Genomic DNA, 15,852 nt, shown 5'->3' on the forward strand with positions numbered 1-15,852 from the left:
GTACAAATCGCTAACTGTGGCCTTTACCGACAAGATCTACGTGAAGAACCACCGGCAGCTCGCCTCCCAGCTGGAGGCGAACATCCCGAAGGGGGCGTTCGCCGGCGCCACCCTCGACCTGCTGTTCACCGGCGACGGCCTCTCGAAGCTCGACGAAACGACCCGCGACCGCGTCCTCGACTTCGCCGAGGACTTCCTCGACTGCGACTGCGATTCGAACCCGTACTGCGGCTGCCCCGAGGAGAAGTTCATGCGCTATGTCCTCGAACTGCGCGCCGAGGGGCTCGGCCCGCAGGCCATCGTCGACGTGATGGCCGACGATTACATGGTGTACGCGTACACCGGCGACGTGCTCTCGTTCCTCGACGACTCCGTCCGGAAGCTGGAGGCGATCGAGACGCTCGCGGACGTCGACGGCGACGAAGAGATGTCCGAGCGGGCGCGGCGGGCGAAGCGAGAGCTGTCCGGGTAGCGGTCGCGTACCGGGGGACGCTCGACCGCCTCGACCGTCCGTCGCCGCCTGTCGACCCGTGCGCCCTTCTCGATCGCGAGGAGCGGCCGAACGGTCTAAGTGCGCGCGCGCCCGAAATCGGCTAATGAGTCTTCGGCCCGCGTGGCTAACGTTCAGGCGATACGCGGCGGCGACGACGGGGATGACGCTCGTCCTCTTCTCGCTCGGCGTCTACACCGCGGCGACCGGCTCCGGGCTGGCGTGTCAGGCCCAGTGGCCGCTGTGTTCCGACCAGCTCATCCCGGCGCTCACGATCAACCCCGACTTCATCGAGTGGTTCCACCGGGCGTGGGCGATGGTCACCGGCTTCCTCATCGTCGGCGTCGCCGGGTGGACGTGGCTCGGGTCCGGGTTCGAGCGCCGGACCAAGCTGGCGGCGACGCTGGCGGTCGCTATCTTACCGCTCCAGATCACCGTCGGCGCGATCACCGTCACCCTCAGCGGGCTCATCCCGGGCGGGTACACGGTGTCCACGCACGCGGCGCACCTGTCCGTGGCGCTGATCATCTTCACGCTGCTCGGGCTGGCGACGATCTGGGGCGGCGGGCGCGGGAACGCGCGACTGCTCCGGGCGGCCGCGGGAATCGCCGTCGCCGGTATCGTCGCCAGCGCGGTCTTCTCGCGGGCAGTCCCGTTCCTCACATACGCGCCGCCCGCGCAGGCCGCCTTCTACATCACCGGACTCGCCGGACACCTCGGGCTCGTCGCGGCCGTCGCGTACGCGACGGAGGCGGTCCGGGGCGGGTACGACGGGCTCGACGCCGGGACGGCCAACACCGTTCGCGCGTTGGCGGCCGGGTCGTTGGCCGCGCTCGTGGGCACGCTGCTGCTCGGCCGGGACCTCGTGTTGTACACCGCGACGTGGCAGCAGATCAACCTCGCCGTCTTGGCCGTCGCCGTCGCGCTCGCCGCGGGCGCGGCGTGGACCCTCCGCGGCGCCGACGAGATGCGCGACGGGAGCGTCCCGATCGGCGGCGACTGATCGGGCCGCTCGCCGTCGGGTCGCGGCCCCGAACGGAGCGGCGTCTCTCCTGAACGACCCTGTCGAACCCCCGCAGTTCGGCAAATATTGCTATCTCGCGGCCGAAACGTTGAAATCGTGATCAACCGAGAAACGGTGTATGGACGAAAACCGTTCTGTGAACCGGCGACAGTACCTGACCGCGGTCGGCGCGAGCGGACTGGCGGCCACCGCCGGCTGTATCGGCGGCGGCGGCGGGGGCGGTGAGACGATCACCATCGGCTCCGACATCCCATACGCGCCCTTCGAGTACCGCAACGAGGCGGGCGACCTCATCGGATTCGACGTCGAGATCGCCGAGGCCGTGTTCGGCGAGCAGCTCGACATGGACTACGAGTTCCAGGAGACCTCCTTCGACGGGATCATCGCGTCGCTGAACAACGCGAACTTCCGCGTCATCATGAGCGCGATGACGATCAACGAGTCGCGCGCCGAGCGGGTCGACTTCTCGGACCCGTACTTCACCGCGTACCAGACCGTCCTCCTCTTGGAGGGCAGCGACATCGGCTCCCGCGAGGACCTCCAGGGCACGTCCGTCGGCGTCCAGCGCGGGACGACCGGCGAGGCCGCCGCCGAGGACCTCCAAGAGGAGTTCGGCGGCGACCTCCAGATCGAGAGCTACGACCAGATCAACGGCGCGTTCGACGCGCTGCTCAACAATCAGGTGGACGCGGTCATCAACGACAACACCGTGAGCGCCTCGTTCGCCGCGGAGAACGAGGAGGTCGTCTTCCTCGAGGGAGACGGGGTCGCGGCCGACCGCGACGACGCGCCGCCGTACCTCACGCTGACGATCGAGGAGTACGGGATCGCGTTCCGGCAGGACGACGACGACTTCCGAGAGGAGGTCAACGGGGCCCTCGCGACGATCCGCGAGAACGGGACGTACGAGGAGATCTACAACGAGTACTTCGACGGCTGAGTCTCCGGACCTCGCCGTCTCTACCTGATATCACATGGCAACACAGACAGAATCGGAGTCGAGCGGCGGCGGCGTACTGATGCGCGACCGGCTGGTGAAGCGGGTCGGCGAGGTGGCCGCCGGGGGGTTCGTGCTGGCCATCGGGGGACTGTTGGCCTGGATCCTTTCGACGCAGGTCGACTACAGCCTGCTCGCCTCGCCGCTCATCGCGCGGCGGTTCGCGGAGGCGTTCTTCCTCGTCATCCAGATCGTCGTGATCTCGAGTCTCCTCTCCGTGTCGCTCGGCGTCCTCGTGGGGCTCGGCCGGATCTCGACGTCGAACGTCACCGGACGGATCGCGAAGGGGTACGTCGAGTTCTTCCGCGGCACGCCCCTGCTGTTCCAGCTGTTCGTCATCTACTTCGGCGTGCCGCGGCTCTGGGCGACCGGCGAGTTCCCCTTCACGGACTGGGCGATCCCGGCCGCGATCATCGGGCTCACGCTGAACCACGGGGCGTACGTCGGCGAGGCGATCCGCGGCGGGATCGACGCCGTCCCCAACGGCCAGATGGAGGCGGCCCGGTCGCTCGGGATGTCCCGCGTGATGGCGCTGCGGCAGGTCGTCCTCCCGCAGGCGTGGCGCAACGCGCTCGCGGCCATCGGCAACGACCAGATCATCCTCGTGAAGGACACCTCGCTGCTGACCGTCATCGCCGTCCCGGAGATCATGAGCGTGTTCCGAAACATCAACAGCAACCAACTGGACCCGTGGACCCCGCTCGTGTGGGTGTGCGTGCTCTACCTCGCGATCACGATGTCGATGAGCCAGCTCGTCAACGGACTGGAGCGCCGGTCGGACTGGGGGTCCGACAGCCGGATGTTCGGTCGGCTGTCGGGGCTCGGCTCCGGCGACGACGACGGGGGTGAGGAGGCGTGACCGGTCCGCTCGTCGAGTTTGACGGCGTCGACAAGTCGTTCGGCGACACGCAGGTGCTGTACGACGTCGACGTCGACGTCGACGAGGGAGAGGTCGTCGTCGTCATCGGACCGTCCGGGTCCGGGAAGTCGACGCTGCTCCGGTGTGCGAACCGGCTAGAGGAGATTCAGGGCGGCGACATCCGGCTCGACGGCCGGTCCGTGATCGAGACGGACGTCAACGAGATCCGACAGCAGATCGGGATGGTGTTCCAGTCGTTCAACCTCTTCCCGCACAAAACCGCGCTGGAGAACGTCGCGCTCGCCCCGGAGAAGGTGAAAGGCGAGCCGGAGGGCGAGGCGAAGCGGGCCGCGTCCGACCTCCTCGACCGGGTCGGGCTCGCCGATCAGGCCGAGTCGCACCCGGGCGCGCTCTCGGGCGGCCAGCAGCAGCGCGTCGCCATCGCCCGCGCGCTCGCGATGGAGCCGCGGGTGATGCTGTTCGACGAGGTGACGAGCGCGTTGGACCCCGAGCTCGTCGGCGAGGTGCTCGACGTGATCGAGGGGCTCGCGGCCGACGGGATGACGATGGTCCTCGTCACCCACGAGATGGGCTTCGCCCGCGAGGTCGGCGACCGGATCGTCTTGATGGCCGACGGCCGAGTCGTTGAGCGGACCGAGACGCGGTCCTTCTTCGACGAGCCGTCGACGGACCGCGGGCAACAGTTCCTCTCGCGACTGCTGTAGGCCGCGCTCAGAACTCGGTAACGACCTCCACGCCCGCCACCTCGTACTCGTCCATCGCCGCGAGCCGGCCCGACACCTCCGGCAGTGACAGTTCGCGAGCGACCAGGGCGCCGGGGTCGATCCCCGTCGACTCGATCAGCGCGAACAGGTCCGGGTAGCTCGTCGGCGGCATCCCGCGCGAGCCGAGGAACGAGATCTCCCACCGGGTCATCCAGTCGGTCGGGAGCGACACCTCGCCGCGTTCGGCGTCCGTCGTGAGCCCGACTTGGACGTGGGTGCCTCGGGGACGCAGCGACCGGACGGAGTTCCGACAGGTCTCGGCGATCCCCAGAGCGTCGAGCGAGATGTCGGCGCCGCCGTCGGTGAGGTCGCGGATTTGCTCGGGGACCGAACTTTCCTCCGGCAACGACCCCAGACTCACGCTCTCGTCGGCGCCGAGCTCGCGAGCGAGCGAGAGGGCCGCGTCGTCGATGTCGACCGCGATCACGCGCGCGCCGAGCGCCGCGGCGATCTGGACCGCGGAGAGGCCGACGCCCCCGCAGCCGTGGACGGCGACCGCGTCGCCGCCGCTGACGTTCGCGCGCTCGGCGAGCGCGTGGTACGCCGTCATGTACCGACAGCCGAGCGCCGCGGCCGCGGTCGCGCCGAGCCAGGCGGGGCGCCCGACGAGGTTGTAGTCGGCGGCCGGCACCGCCACTCGCTCCGCGAACGCGCCCGGGGCGGCGGCCTCGAACCCCAGCGCGCGGCCGTCCTCGCAGACGTTGCCGGCCCCGCGGCGGCAGTGGGGGCACGTCCCGTCGCCGAGCGAGAAGGGGACGACCACGCGGTCGCCCGGGCGGAACCGGTCGACCTCGTCGCCGACCGCGACGACCTCGCCGGCCGGCTCGTGGCCGAGCACTTGGCCGCGCGGGACGCGGTCGTCCGCCCACTCCCCGTGACCGGCCCACGCGTGCCAGTCGCTGCGGCAGACGCCGCAGGCCTCCACGCGGACGACGGCGCCGTCGGGCTCCGGTTCGGGGTCGGGAAGCTCGCGAACCGCGAGCGGCTCCCCGTGGTCTCGAAGGATCGCAGCGCGCATACGGCGATCAATCGGCGGACGCGACAAAGGTCTCTCGGCGGTTCCGCTTCCGCGATCGATTTTTTCGTGTTATTTTGACTTGATCTCAGTGTATGACAAGTGATAGTTGAGTAATGTTTATGTGGACCGAGTAATCTGGTTGACACGTGTCACGACCGATGAAGCGACGGCCCGGGATCGCCTACCGCCGACCCGAGGGGGACCCCTCTCGGTTCGTGATCGAGGCGGGAGACGATCCGCGGGTCCACGCCCCGGAGCGGCCGGACGGCGGTTGGCTCGACTGCGTGGCCGACGAGGACCGCGACCGTCTCCGGGAGGCGCTCGAGACCGACCCCGTCGACGTGGTGTACCGCGTCGCGTCCGACAGTGAGCCGCAGTGGGTCCACGAGCGTGGCCGGGCGACCGAACGCGGCGACGTGGCGGGGTACCTCTTCCCCGCCGACGAGCGCGTCGAGCGCCGCAAACGGCTGGAACGACAGCGCGAGCGGCTGGAGGAGTTCGCGAGCGTCGTGAGCCACGACCTCCGGAACCCCCTCTCCGTCGCGGTCGGAAACATCGAACTGGCCGACGACCTCGACGGCGACGCGTCGACGGAGCAGCTGGACCGCGCCCTCGACGCCCTCGACCGCATGGACCACCTCATCGGCGACGTCCTGACGCTGGCGCGCGAGGGGAAAACGGTTCAGGCGACCGAGCCGACCGACCTGCGGTCGGTCGTCGAGAGCGCGTGGCGGACGACGGGCCGACCGGCCGACGCCGCGCTCGTCGTCGACGCACCGCTCCCGACGATCCGGTCGGACGCGGACCGACTCCGACAGGCGCTCGAGAACCTCTTCCGCAACGCGATCGAACACGGGACCCCGGACGGACCCGGCTCGGCCGGCACCGGCGGCGACGAGTCGGACCCAGACGAGCGCGGCGCGCCGAGGACGTTCGCCTCGGGAGCGGGGTCGCAGGCTGACGGCACTCCCTCGGACCCCGACGAGGCCGCGGTCCGCGTCCGGGTCGGGCGGACGCGCGAGGGGTTCTACGTCGCTGACGACGGGCCCGGGATCGACCCCGACCAGCGAGACGCCGTCTTCGATGCTGGACACACCACCGCGAAGGACGGGACGGGCTTCGGGCTCGCCATCGTCGAGCGAATCGCCGAGGCGCACGGGTGGACCGTCTCGGTGACGGAGGGCCGGGAGGGCGGCGCGCGGTTCGAGTTCTGCCGCGTGGATGCGATCGAGCCTGCGGGCGTGAGCGACGGCGGTTCGGGGCCGAGTTCGTCCCCCCTCAGCGGCAGCGGGAACCGGTGAACTACCCACCGAGACCGGCTCACATGAAGTCGGTCAGCCCGGCCTGATCGTCGTCTTCCTCCTCGTCGGCCGCTTCGTCAGCGGCCGCGCCGTCCGCCGAGTCGCGCTGGTCGCTCCCGTCGGCGGTCGCCTCGGAGCCGTCGCGGTCCGGGTCGTCGGCCGCGCCCGAGTCGCTCTCGTCGTCTCGACGGTCGGCCGCGGCGTGCGCGAAGGCGCCGTCCGCGTGCTCCTCGATCAGTTCCTCGCGGCGGGCCTGCGCGTCCTCGACGATCGACGCGACCTTGTTCGTCGACTCGCCGGAGCCGGTAACGAAGGCGACGCCCGCCTCGTCGAGGTCGTATGCGGCCGCCATCGCGACGGTCAGGTCGCGGGGCTTACAGTGGTGCGTGACGGTCTCGAGGAACGGGAGCACCTCGCGTCTGGCGGTCGCGACGCTACAGCCGCTCGCGGCCGCAATCTTGCCGACGACCTCGTCGGCGGTCGCGTCCGACGACGACCAGAACTGCGGGCGGCCGTACCGGGTCCAGCCCCCCTTCTCGCCGTCGCGGGCGGACGCGACGCCCGCCGCCGCGTTGTCGGTCGCGTACCGCCAGTAGGAGTAGTTCTGCGTGGCGCGGACGCGGCCGAGCCACACGTCGGCGTTCGCGAGGAAGTCGTACGCGCGAACCGCCGCCGCCGGCTCGTACACGTCGAGGACGTTGTTCTCGATCCACGCCGTCAGGTCGTCCGGGGTCTCGTCGACGGCGTACGCCGACCGGAGCGCCTCCTCGGCGGACTCCTCTTTCAACACGGCGTCGAGGAACGGGAACAGCCCCAGCGCCTTGTCGCGGTCGCCGGTGACCACGTCCTCGACCGCGATCGAGTCGCGCCCCTGCGTCGCGGCTTGGAGGTCGTTGACCGCGCCTCGGAGGTCGCCGCGGTTCCCCTCCGCGATCCGCTGGAGGGCGTCGGAGTCGAACTCGATTCCCTCCTTGCGGCAGACGTCGCGGAGGACGGGGACGATGGAGCGCGCGGAGACGTCGCGGAACTCGATCTCCTGGGTCGCGTTCCGGAGCCCCCGCGACATGTCGTAGTAGTCGTTGGCGATGAGCACGATGGGCTGGCCGGACTCCTTGACCAGCGTCGTGATCGCCGAGGCGCCGCCGCGGTCGTAGTTGCCGTGGATGTTGTCCGCCTCGTCGACGATGACGAGCTGTCGCGAGGCGGTGTCGCCGCCGGCCGCGCCGCCGCCGGCCGCGCTCCCGCTGAGGGTGGCGTTCCGCGCGGCCCGGCCCGCGAACCGCTCGATGACGTCGGCGGTGCGCTGGTCGGAGGCGTTCAGCTCCACCGTCTCCCACCCCATGTCATTCGCGAGCGCGTGCGCCGCGCTCGTCTTCCCGACGCCGGGGCTGCCGTGGAGGACGACCGCCTCGTGATGGTCGTCCCACGAGCGGGCCCACTCCGCGAACGCGTCGCGGGCCTTGTCGTTGCCGCGCACCTCCGAGAGCGTGCTCGGGCGGTACTTCTCCGTCCAGTCGGCCATTACCGAAGCAAGGAGCGAGCCGCGTTTAGTGGTTGCGGAGCGACCGGCGCCGCCCTTACGCCCCCTCGTCGGACGGCGGTCGCTCCGAGAGCCGATCGAACCGGTCCTGCGCCGCCTCGGCGCGGCGCTCCGTCTCCTCGGGCTCGTACGAGGCGGCCTCGATACGCCCGCCGTCGAGCGTCACCGACAGGACCGCGTCGGCGTGCCCTCCGTCCGGCGGAAGCCGCGAGGCGTCCAGCACCGCGTCCCCCACCTCGTCGCCGTCGCGCTCGAAGAACACGGTCGCGAGCCCGTCCTCGACGCCGTCCACGACCGCGGTGTACTCGCCGTCGGGGAGATCGATACCGGTCATTCGTAGCTCACCGCAAGCACGCGTTCCCCGGCGGCGTTCGAGAGTATCACCGTGTCGCCGGCGTTGTTCCAGACCGGCGACCCCGCCCCCCAGTACAGCTCGGCGTCGGTGTCTGCGCCGCTCCCCGTCCGGAGCGTCACCGTCGCGCCCGCGTCGAGCGTGTATCCCTCCGGGAACGCGTAGCTGTGCGCCGCCTCGTCCGCGACCGTCCACCCGGACAGGTCGATCGGCTCGTCGCCCGCGTTCTCGAAGACCACGTACTCGTCGTTCAGGTTCTCGCCGTCGTCGCCCTCGGCGTCCGCGTTGATCGCCGCGACTTCCAAGGCTGCGGCCGGATCGGTCGACGCCGTCTCGTCCCCTCCGTCAGTGTCGCCGCCGTCGTCGTCGGCGTCGCTGTCGTCGTCGCCTCCGCCTCCGGAACCGCCGTCGACCGGGTCGCCGCCGAGCCGAGCGCGTTCGACGACCTCGCCGCCTGCCCCGGGTTCGATCGGCTCGCCGTCGCGCACCGCGAGCGGGTCGGTGGGCGCGTCGCGCTGCGTCCGCACGGAGACGCCGTTCCCGTCGCTCACGAGGACGACGGTCCCGTGCGTCGCGGTCCAGTAGGTCGGGAGCGACCGGTCCGCGAACCGCCGGAGGACCTCCTCTGTCGGGTGACCGTACTGGGAGTCGTACGCGCTCGACACGACGACCGCCCGCGGTCCCACCGCGTCGAGGAACGGGCCGCTCGACGAGCTCGACGAGCCGTGGTGGCCGGCCTTCAGCACGGTCGACTCCAGTTCCGACCCGTACGCGTCGATCAGGTACGCTTCTTGATCGTCTTCGGCGTCGCCGGACAGCAGGAAGCTCGTCTCGCCGTGGGTGAGCCTGAGCACGACGCTGTTCTCGTTGCGCGCTTCGCCTTCGAGGTACGGCTCGGGCGGCCCGAGCACGTCGACGCCGACCGCGCCGAACGAGATCGCGTCGCCTTCGCGCGTCTCGTACAGCGTCACGTCGTGCTCCTCGACCGCGTCGAGGTACTCGGCGTAGGTCTGCGTGCTCGCGGCGATGCCGGGGTCGTAGACGGCACCGATCCCGTCGGCCTCCGTCTCGTAGTGCTCGATGATCGCCGCGTTGCCGCCGATGTGGTCCGCGTCGTTGTGCGAGGTGACGAGGTGGTCGATCCGCGTGATGTCGTGCCGCCGGAGGTACTCCAGCACGTACTCGCCGTCGTCGTTGTAGTGACCCGTGTCGACGAGCATGGTCGCTCCCTCCGGCCCGACGACGAGCGTGCTGACCGACTGCCCGACGTTGATGAAGTGGACCTCGACGGTGCCGTTCGCCGCCTCGGCCGCCGTCTCGTCGCCCGCGTCCGGTCCCGTCGGCGCCTGATCGCCGGGTACCGCGCCGGCACAGCCCGCGAGGAAGATGATCCCCGCGAGCAGGAGGATCCGGAACGCACCGCCCGTTCGTTTCATGTTTCGTTGATATTCTACACGGGCAAAGAGGTACGCATCCGTTACCGACCCGCACGTGTACTGTCCCGGATCGCGTCGCACCGTCCGCGAAGAGCGACAGCGGTCGCGCTAGCCGCATCCGGACGGTCCGCGTAGAATTCCGTATGGGACCGCTGAGAGTCGAACTCAGGTCATACGGACCCCATCCGCATAGGATACCACTACCCCACGGTCCCTGACTACACGCTGAAAAACGACGGTCCGGTAATTAAGGACTTCGCTTCAGTCGTCGCCGTCCCGCGGGACCACGAGGTCGCCCGCGTCCCGCACCGCGAGGCTCCCGACCGCGTCGCCCTCGTAGACGGCCAGCCCCTCGGCGCGACCGAGGACGTACCCATCGCGGTCCGCCTCGACCGTCCCGCGCTCCGCGCCCGCGGCGTCGACCACGCTCGCGAGGACATCTCCCTCGTCGAACGCGTCCCCGGCCGCCACCCGGTGCCGGACGAGTCCGGAGATATCGGTCGTCGGCCCGCGGAAGCGCCGCACGGGAAACTCGACAGGGGCCGGGGCCACGCCGACCCCGGGCTCGCTAGCCGACTCGGGTACTTCGTCAAGGAGCCCGAGTTCGACCGCGACGCCGACGACGCCCGCGACGCCAGCGTCGAGGAGCGCGTCGTCGACGACGCTGTGGGCGCCGAGCTCCGCCGTGAACGCCGGGATCCCCGCCTCGTTGAGTACGGCGCCCGCGGTCGATCGCTGGAGGTTCTCTTCGACGTACTCTGCGGCGGGATACTCCCGGACCACCGGAAGCCCGAACGCCTCGACGAGTCGGCCGAGGTCCTCAGAGAGCGCGGCCGCCTCGGCCTCATTCCGTCGGTCACCGTACAGCACGCGGTCGCGGATGGCGAACGGCTCGCTACCGACGCCCGCGGTGTGACAGTCGATCAGCGCGTCCGCGGTCGCGTCGGTGCCGACCGCGTCGACTGAGAACTCGTTCCCCTCGACCGACGACTCGCCGGTGATCGCGGCGTACAGCCGGGCGTCGATCCGCTCTTGGAGCTTCGGCGGGCGGGCCGACTCCGCGTCGGCGTCCGGGAAGTGCCGGTTCGGGTCCTCGTCGGCGTAGTACGTCTCTCGCGCGTTCCGGCGCAGGCCGGCCGGGGAGACGACGGGCACGACGACGACAACGCCGGCGAGGTCGGCGAGGCGGTCGCCGAAGGTCGCGACCGCGTCCTGGACGACCGCGACGCCCGTCGCCTCGTCGCCGTGGACGCCGCCGGTGAGCCACAGCGTCGGCCCGTCGGCGGCACCGTTCGCGACCGCGACCGGGAGCCGTTCCGTGCCGCCGGTCGGCAGGTCCCCGACCGTGAGCCACCCGCGGTCAAGCGTTCCGGGCTCGGCGCTCGCGCTCCCGACGGCTACCACTCCGCCTCCGTCTGCGTCCGGCTCGTCCATGTCCGCATCTGGGGGCGGCGAATTTATAAAAGAACGCGCTCCAAGGCGACGACCGTCCCGTTCTCGGCGTCCGGGTCGCCGACGACGCGCCCGAGGCAGACCGCGGTGCCGTCCGGCGTGAAGCACGCGGCGAGCGGCGGGTCCGGGTCCGTGTCGCGGTCAGTCGGCGCGTCGCCATCCGTGTCGGTCGGCGCGTCGCTATCGTTCGACGCGTCGTCGCGGACCGCCGCCGGGATCGCCGCGTCGTCGACGTCGATCACGCCGGGCGCGTACACGGGAGCCCCGGTCGCGACGCTGCGGGCGGCCGACCGGGCGACCGTCACCGCGGGGAGGTGGGCGAGGGCGTCCTCCGCCGGGCGGACCACCTCGCGGAGGAGCGCGTCGTCGCCGTCCCCGGCCCACGCGAGCGCGTCCACGAGGTCCTGAAGCGTGCGGAGGTCGCGGTCGTCGAACGGGTCCGTGGCGCTGCGCCGGAGGTGTCCCATGTGCGCGCCGCCCCCCGTCGCGAGTCCGATGTCGTGACACAGCTTCCGGACGTACGTCCCCGACTCGCAGCGGATCCGGAGGAGCGCCCGGCGGTCGGCGACCTCCAGCAGGTCCAACTCGTGGACCGTCCGCGTGCGGAGCCGACGGCTCACGGCGCTCTTCCGCGGCGGCTTCTGGTAGATCTCGCCCTCGAACTCGGCGACGACTTCCCGGAAGTCCGACGGGGGTGACCCGTGGAGCTCCAGCACCGCGACGTACTCCTTCGCCCCTTCGAGGAACACCTGCGCCATGCGCGTCGCGTCGCCGGTCAGCGTGGGGAGACAGCCAGTGACCTTCGGATCGAGGGTCCCCGAGTGAGCGACGCCGCGGGTCGGCGGCCCCTCGGGGTCGAGCGTCGCGAGCGTCTCGTCTATGGCGTCCCGCACCCACGCCGACACTTGGTGCGAGGAGGGCCCGGCGGGCTTGTCGAGGTTGACGACGCCGAACCGGAGCAGCTCCGGCACCGACCGCTCTCCGGGAGGCGCTCTGAGCGGGTCGGGGTCGGCGTCGGAAGGATCTGTCATGCGGAGGTCAGTCGCGGGTTCAGAAGTCGTACACGACGCCGTCGACGGGCGCTTTCCCCTCGTCGTCGTCGGGGTCGTACGCTTCGACGGTCGCGACGAGGACGTCGAGGAAGCGCTCGGGCCCCCAGCGGGCGGTGTTGTACGCGGCGTCGTAGATCGAGAGGTCTTCGATGTCGATGTTGTAGTACTCCCGGTACCGCTTGCGCTCGGAGGCCTCGCGGCGCTCCGTCTCCGTTCGCGCGCGGTCGGTCGGCTTCGCCTCGCGCTCCGCGATCCGCTCCGCGCGGACCGACAGCGGCGCGTCGAACCAGAACCGGAAGTCGGCGTGGTCGGCCGCGAGCCACCCGGCGAGCCGCGATTCGAGGACCACGTCGTCGCGCTCGACGGCGATCTCGCGGAGCCGGCGGTCGAGGTCGCGGTCGATCTGCGGGTCCTCCTCGGCGAACTCGTTGAACTCGACCGGCGTCATGTCGCGTTCGGCCGCCATCTCGCGGAAGATGTCGCCGCCGGAGACGTGCCCGAGACCGAGCGCGTCCGCCAGCTGGACGGCGTTGGTGCTCTTCCCGCTTCCAGGCGGGCCGGAGACGGTGATCAACATATCACCACTGCGCGGGTGTCGTTCAAAACGGTTGTCGTTCGGCTGCGGGAGCGCGCGCCCGTCGGCGCCCGTGTCGAGGACTCGCTCGCCGTCACCGACCCGGCTCGCTCACGCCTCGGGGTCGGCCGTCGCGGCCGTCATCGACCAGACGGCGACGAGGCCGAGCAGGAGCGCGGGGACAAGCGGCAGCACGAGGTACGTGGAGAAAAAGGGGAGCCCGAACCACCCGGCCGCGTACGGATACGCGTAGATGATCCCGGGGATGACGATAGCGCAGACGAAAAGCGCCGCCGTCAGCGCCCACCCCTCGCGGCCGAAGCCGTCGGCCGCCGGCTCCCGACCGGCCGACTCCGACGGCCCCGTACCGTCGGCGCCGCCGCTCTCGCCCTCCGGGGCGTGGACATAGCCGCCGTCGGTAGTGCCGTCGGCGCCCGCGGCCGCGTCGCGATCGGCCGCGTCGCCGTCGGCCGCGTCGGTCTCAGAGCTCACTGTCGGGTCTAACCACCACTTTGCCAAAGCCCTCACGGTTCTCGATCATCTCGTGTGCGCGCGCAGCCTCGCTCATCGGGAGGACCTCCCGGACGCGGGGCTCGAAGGTCCCGTCCCAGACCAGTTCCAGGACATCGTCGACCTCGCCCGGCGTCGCCATCGTCGAGCCGATGACGGAGAGCTGGTTCCAGAAGATTCGGTTGAGCCCCGCGCCCGGGTTCGGGCCGGTGGTCGCGCCGCAGGTGACGAGCCGGCCGCCCTTCGCCATCGACTTCAGCGAGTTCGGGTAGGTCGCCTCGCCGACGTGGTCGACGACGACGTCGACGCCTCGTTTGCCGGTGAGCGCCGCGATCTCGTCCGCGAAGTCGTTCGCCTCGTAGTCGATGACGTGGTCGGCGCCGCAGTCCTCGGCGTGCGCGAGCTTCTCCTCGGTGGAGGCGGTCGCGAACACCTCACAGCCCGCGTGGTCGGCGATCTGGACCGCGGCGTGGCCGACGCCGCCGGAGGCGCCCAAGACGAGCACCTTCTCGCCCGCCTCGATGTCCGCGCGCGTCTGGAGCATCCGCCACGCGGTCTGGAACACGAGCGACGCGGAGCCGGCGACCTCCCAGTCGACGCCGTCGGGGACCGGGACGAGGTTCTCGGCCGGGACCGACGCCTTCTCGGCGTGGACGCCGCGGACGTGTTCGCCGATGATGTGGAAGGAGACGCACAGCGACTCCTCGCCGTTCCGGCAGAACTCACAGTTGCCGCAGGAGACGCCGGCGCTCACGGCGACGTGGTCCCCAGGCTCGAAGCGCGTCACGCCCTCACCGACGGCCTCCACGACGCCCGCGGCGTCGCTCCCCGGGATGTGCGGCATCTCCACGTCGATGCCGGGCATTCCGCGGCGAGTCCAGACGTCGAGGTGGTTCAACGCCCCCGCCTTGACGTCGACGAGCACCTCGCCGCGGTCGGGGTCGGGCTCGGGGAACTCGCCGTACTCGATCACGTCGCGGTCGCCGTGGTCGGCGAACTGAACGGCCTTCATATTCGGACCCTCCCGCGGGACCCACTAAACAGTACGCCTCACGGAAACGAGCGACGCGACCATCGAACCGGCGCGGCCACCGGACTGACGCGACCATCGAACCGGCGCGGCCCGCGGGACGACGCTCGCAGCCACCGTGCGAGTCGCCCACAGCGACCCGACCGTTTCGTGATGTTTAAGTACCGAAAGCGGGAGCATACGAACGCACGAACTGTAGGGGCGTCGGGCCCCGAGTCCGAGAGGGCGATGATACAACGCGGGTTGCGGTAGCCAAGCCTGGCCCAAGGCGCAGGGTTGCTAACTCTGTGGCGTCACTGCCTCCGGGGTTCGAATCCCCGCCGCAACGCTCGAACGGACGAGTACCGCCGGATCGCGCCGGTAGGGCTCACCACAACCAACACATGAGCACGGAAGAACCACAGGACGACTCGCCGGAGGAGGAGGAAGACCTCCAGTACTTCGTTCGGATCGGGGGCGCGGACCTCGACGGGACGAAGACGGTCGAGCGAAGCCTGTCCGAACTCGACGGCATCGGCACGCGCACGGCGCGGCTGGTCGCCGAGAAGGCCGACGTGGACCGAAACGCCACGTTCGGGCTCCTCGACGAGGAGGATATCGACGCGGTGGTCGACATCGCCGAGAACCTCGAAGACCACGTCCCGTCGTGGATGACGAACCGACAGAACGACTTCTTCACCGGAGAGACGACGCACCTCGTCGGCACGGACGTCAACGAGAAGCGGCGCCACGACATCAACCGGATGAAGATCATCGAATCGTACAAGGGCGTGCGCCACAAGCGCGGGCAGAAGGTCCGCGGCCAGCGCACCAAGTCCACGGGTCGCTCGGAGGGGACCATCGGGGTCAACGTCGAGGAGATCCGCGAGGAGATGGAAGACGACGAGGGCGGTGACGACGAATGAGCACCGGAAAGAACACCAAGGGCTACGAGACGCCGAACCACCCGTATCAGGGCGAGCGCATCGCCGAGGAGTCCGACCTCCTCTCGCGGTACGGTCTGAAGAACAAAGAGGAGTTCTGGCGCGCCCAGTCCGAACTGCGCAACATGCGCCGAGAGGCCCGACGGCTGCTCGGCGAGGCGCAGGGTGACGTCGACGCCGCACAGGACGCCGGCGCGGAGTTCGTTACGCGGCTCCGCCGGATCGGCATCCTCGGCGACAACGACGACATCTCGACGGTCCTGTCGCTCGACGTGACCGACCTGCTGGAGCGTCGCCTCCAGACGGTCGTCTACCGACAGGGCTTCGCCTCCTCAACCCAGCAGGCCCGCCAGTTCATCGTCCACGGCCACATCACCGTCAACGGCGCCCGCGTCACGCGCCCGTCGGTGAAGGTGGACGTCGACGACGAGGGCGCCATCGCCTTCGACGAGACGAGCCCGCTCGCGGACGATCTCCACCCCGAGCGCGCGGAGTCACAGGAGTAACCA

At 70.4% G+C, this 15,852-nt stretch carries 17 protein-coding genes and 2 tRNA genes; 9 read left to right on the forward strand and 10 right to left on the reverse strand.

What is annotated here, in order from left to right; genetic code table 11:
- The first annotated feature begins 16 nt into the window (after window positions 1-16).
- The 5 genes from EXE52_RS09995 (at window position 17) to EXE52_RS10015 (ending at window position 4,095) form a co-directional block, all read left to right on the forward strand.
- Window positions 17-472, forward strand: coding sequence for a DUF5814 domain-containing protein (locus tag EXE52_RS09995; protein WP_089308643.1), 456 nt, complete (start codon window positions 17-19; stop codon window positions 470-472).
- Window positions 473-596: 124 nt separating this feature from the next.
- A complete protein-coding gene (locus EXE52_RS10000) occupies window positions 597-1,493 on the forward strand; it encodes a COX15/CtaA family protein (protein ID WP_255510318.1) in 897 nt (298 codons plus the stop codon).
- A 139-nt stretch (window positions 1,494-1,632) separates the two neighbouring features.
- Entirely contained in the window at window positions 1,633-2,454 is an 822-nt protein-coding gene (locus EXE52_RS10005; RefSeq protein WP_049930712.1) for a basic amino acid ABC transporter substrate-binding protein, read from the forward strand.
- A gap of 79 nt (window positions 2,455-2,533) precedes the next feature.
- Window positions 2,534-3,370 carry an amino acid ABC transporter permease gene (locus EXE52_RS10010; protein WP_049930713.1) on the forward strand — a complete coding sequence of 279 codons (837 nt, stop codon included), beginning with the start codon at window positions 2,534-2,536 and terminating at the stop codon, window positions 3,368-3,370.
- Complete coding sequence (locus tag EXE52_RS10015) at window positions 3,367-4,095, forward strand: amino acid ABC transporter ATP-binding protein (protein ID WP_086215741.1); 729 nt, start codon at window positions 3,367-3,369, stop codon at window positions 4,093-4,095. The genes EXE52_RS10010 and EXE52_RS10015 overlap by 4 nt, the downstream gene beginning before the upstream one ends.
- 7 nt (window positions 4,096-4,102) lie before the next feature.
- Here EXE52_RS10015 and EXE52_RS10020 read toward each other — a convergent pair whose 3' ends face one another.
- Window positions 4,103-5,173: a zinc-dependent alcohol dehydrogenase family protein gene (locus tag EXE52_RS10020; protein WP_089308641.1), complete on the reverse strand. Its 1,071-nt coding sequence runs from the start codon at window positions 5,171-5,173 to the stop codon at window positions 4,103-4,105.
- A gap of 146 nt (window positions 5,174-5,319) precedes the next feature.
- Between EXE52_RS10020 and EXE52_RS10025 the strand changes: the two genes are divergently transcribed.
- Window positions 5,320-6,474: a HAMP domain-containing sensor histidine kinase gene (locus tag EXE52_RS10025; protein ID WP_089308640.1), complete on the forward strand. Its 1,155-nt coding sequence runs from the start codon at window positions 5,320-5,322 to the stop codon at window positions 6,472-6,474.
- Window positions 6,475-6,493: 19 nt separating this feature from the next.
- Here the strand turns inward: EXE52_RS10025 and EXE52_RS10030 are convergent, their stop codons facing one another.
- The 9 genes from EXE52_RS10030 to EXE52_RS10070 form a co-directional block, all read right to left on the reverse strand.
- Entirely contained in the window at window positions 6,494-7,996 is a 1,503-nt protein-coding gene (locus EXE52_RS10030) for a replication factor C large subunit (RefSeq protein WP_089308639.1), read from the reverse strand.
- A gap of 55 nt (window positions 7,997-8,051) precedes the next feature.
- Complete coding sequence (locus tag EXE52_RS10035) at window positions 8,052-8,348, reverse strand: DUF3006 domain-containing protein (protein WP_049930723.1); 297 nt, start codon at window positions 8,346-8,348, stop codon at window positions 8,052-8,054.
- Window positions 8,345-9,802 (reverse strand): lamin tail domain-containing protein, encoded by a 1,458-nt coding sequence (locus tag EXE52_RS10040; RefSeq protein ID WP_089308638.1) that lies wholly within the window; start codon window positions 9,800-9,802, stop codon window positions 8,345-8,347. Before EXE52_RS10040 ends, EXE52_RS10035 begins: the two co-directional genes overlap by 4 nt.
- 144 nt (window positions 9,803-9,946) lie before the next feature.
- A tRNA-Pro gene (locus EXE52_RS10045) sits at window positions 9,947-10,017 on the reverse strand.
- A 46-nt stretch (window positions 10,018-10,063) separates the two neighbouring features.
- Window positions 10,064-11,236 (reverse strand): succinylglutamate desuccinylase/aspartoacylase family protein, encoded by a 1,173-nt coding sequence (locus EXE52_RS10050; RefSeq protein WP_089308637.1) that lies wholly within the window; start codon window positions 11,234-11,236, stop codon window positions 10,064-10,066.
- Window positions 11,237-11,259: 23 nt separating this feature from the next.
- Window positions 11,260-12,285, reverse strand: a complete 1,026-nt coding sequence (locus tag EXE52_RS10055) for an RNA-guided pseudouridylation complex pseudouridine synthase subunit Cbf5 (RefSeq protein ID WP_089308636.1) — start codon at window positions 12,283-12,285, stop codon at window positions 11,260-11,262.
- A 19-nt stretch (window positions 12,286-12,304) separates the two neighbouring features.
- A complete protein-coding gene (gene cmk / locus EXE52_RS10060) occupies window positions 12,305-12,883 on the reverse strand; it encodes a (d)CMP kinase (RefSeq protein ID WP_049930728.1) in 579 nt (192 codons plus the stop codon).
- A 108-nt stretch (window positions 12,884-12,991) separates the two neighbouring features.
- Window positions 12,992-13,372 (reverse strand): hypothetical protein, encoded by a 381-nt coding sequence (locus tag EXE52_RS10065; RefSeq protein ID WP_089308635.1) that lies wholly within the window; start codon window positions 13,370-13,372, stop codon window positions 12,992-12,994.
- Window positions 13,362-14,402 (reverse strand): zinc-binding dehydrogenase, encoded by a 1,041-nt coding sequence (locus EXE52_RS10070; protein WP_086215735.1) that lies wholly within the window; start codon window positions 14,400-14,402, stop codon window positions 13,362-13,364. The genes EXE52_RS10065 and EXE52_RS10070 overlap by 11 nt, the downstream gene beginning before the upstream one ends.
- Window positions 14,403-14,662: 260 nt before the next feature.
- Here EXE52_RS10070 and EXE52_RS10075 point away from each other — a divergent pair.
- The 3 genes from EXE52_RS10075 (at window position 14,663) to EXE52_RS10085 (ending at window position 15,849) form a co-directional block, all read left to right on the forward strand.
- Window positions 14,663-14,748 (forward strand) — tRNA-Ser (locus EXE52_RS10075).
- 55 nt (window positions 14,749-14,803) lie between these two features.
- Window positions 14,804-15,325, forward strand: coding sequence for a 30S ribosomal protein S13 (locus EXE52_RS10080; RefSeq protein ID WP_049930734.1), 522 nt, complete (start codon window positions 14,804-14,806; stop codon window positions 15,323-15,325).
- Window positions 15,322-15,849, forward strand: a complete 528-nt coding sequence (locus EXE52_RS10085) for a 30S ribosomal protein S4 (RefSeq protein ID WP_006112313.1) — start codon at window positions 15,322-15,324, stop codon at window positions 15,847-15,849. The genes EXE52_RS10080 and EXE52_RS10085 overlap by 4 nt, the downstream gene beginning before the upstream one ends.
- Window positions 15,850-15,852: the final 3 nt, after the last annotated feature.

The organism is Halorubrum sp. CGM4_25_10-8A (genome assembly GCF_005435025.1).
GTDB lineage: Archaea > Halobacteriota > Halobacteria > Halobacteriales > Haloferacaceae > Halorubrum > Halorubrum ezzemoulense.

What these genes read in the sequence shown, in the direction of transcription:
- EXE52_RS10000 (WP_255510318.1), top strand. Translation starts at nt 597, where the DNA reads ATGAGTCTTCGGCCCGCGTGGCTAACGTTCAGGCGATACGCGGCGGCG.
- EXE52_RS10005 (WP_049930712.1), top strand. Translation starts at nt 1,633, where the DNA reads ATGGACGAAAACCGTTCTGTGAACCGGCGACAGTACCTGACCGCGGTC.
- EXE52_RS10010 (WP_049930713.1), top strand. Translation starts at nt 2,534, where the DNA reads ATGCGCGACCGGCTGGTGAAGCGGGTCGGCGAGGTGGCCGCCGGGGGG.
- EXE52_RS10020 (WP_089308641.1), bottom strand. Translation starts at nt 5,173, where the DNA reads ATGCGCGCTGCGATCCTTCGAGACCACGGGGAGCCGCTCGCGGTTCGC.
- EXE52_RS10030 (WP_089308639.1), bottom strand. Translation starts at nt 7,996, where the DNA reads ATGGCCGACTGGACGGAGAAGTACCGCCCGAGCACGCTCTCGGAGGTG.
- EXE52_RS10035 (WP_049930723.1), bottom strand. Translation starts at nt 8,348, where the DNA reads ATGACCGGTATCGATCTCCCCGACGGCGAGTACACCGCGGTCGTGGAC.
- EXE52_RS10040 (WP_089308638.1), bottom strand. Translation starts at nt 9,802, where the DNA reads ATGAAACGAACGGGCGGTGCGTTCCGGATCCTCCTGCTCGCGGGGATC.
- EXE52_RS10050 (WP_089308637.1), bottom strand. Translation starts at nt 11,236, where the DNA reads ATGGACGAGCCGGACGCAGACGGAGGCGGAGTGGTAGCCGTCGGGAGC.
- EXE52_RS10055 (WP_089308636.1), bottom strand. Translation starts at nt 12,285, where the DNA reads ATGACAGATCCTTCCGACGCCGACCCCGACCCGCTCAGAGCGCCTCCC.
- cmk (WP_049930728.1), bottom strand. Translation starts at nt 12,883, where the DNA reads ATGTTGATCACCGTCTCCGGCCCGCCTGGAAGCGGGAAGAGCACCAAC.
- EXE52_RS10070 (WP_086215735.1), bottom strand. Translation starts at nt 14,402, where the DNA reads ATGAAGGCCGTTCAGTTCGCCGACCACGGCGACCGCGACGTGATCGAG.
- EXE52_RS10080 (WP_049930734.1), top strand. Translation starts at nt 14,804, where the DNA reads ATGAGCACGGAAGAACCACAGGACGACTCGCCGGAGGAGGAGGAAGAC.
- EXE52_RS10085 (WP_006112313.1), top strand. Translation starts at nt 15,322, where the DNA reads ATGAGCACCGGAAAGAACACCAAGGGCTACGAGACGCCGAACCACCCG.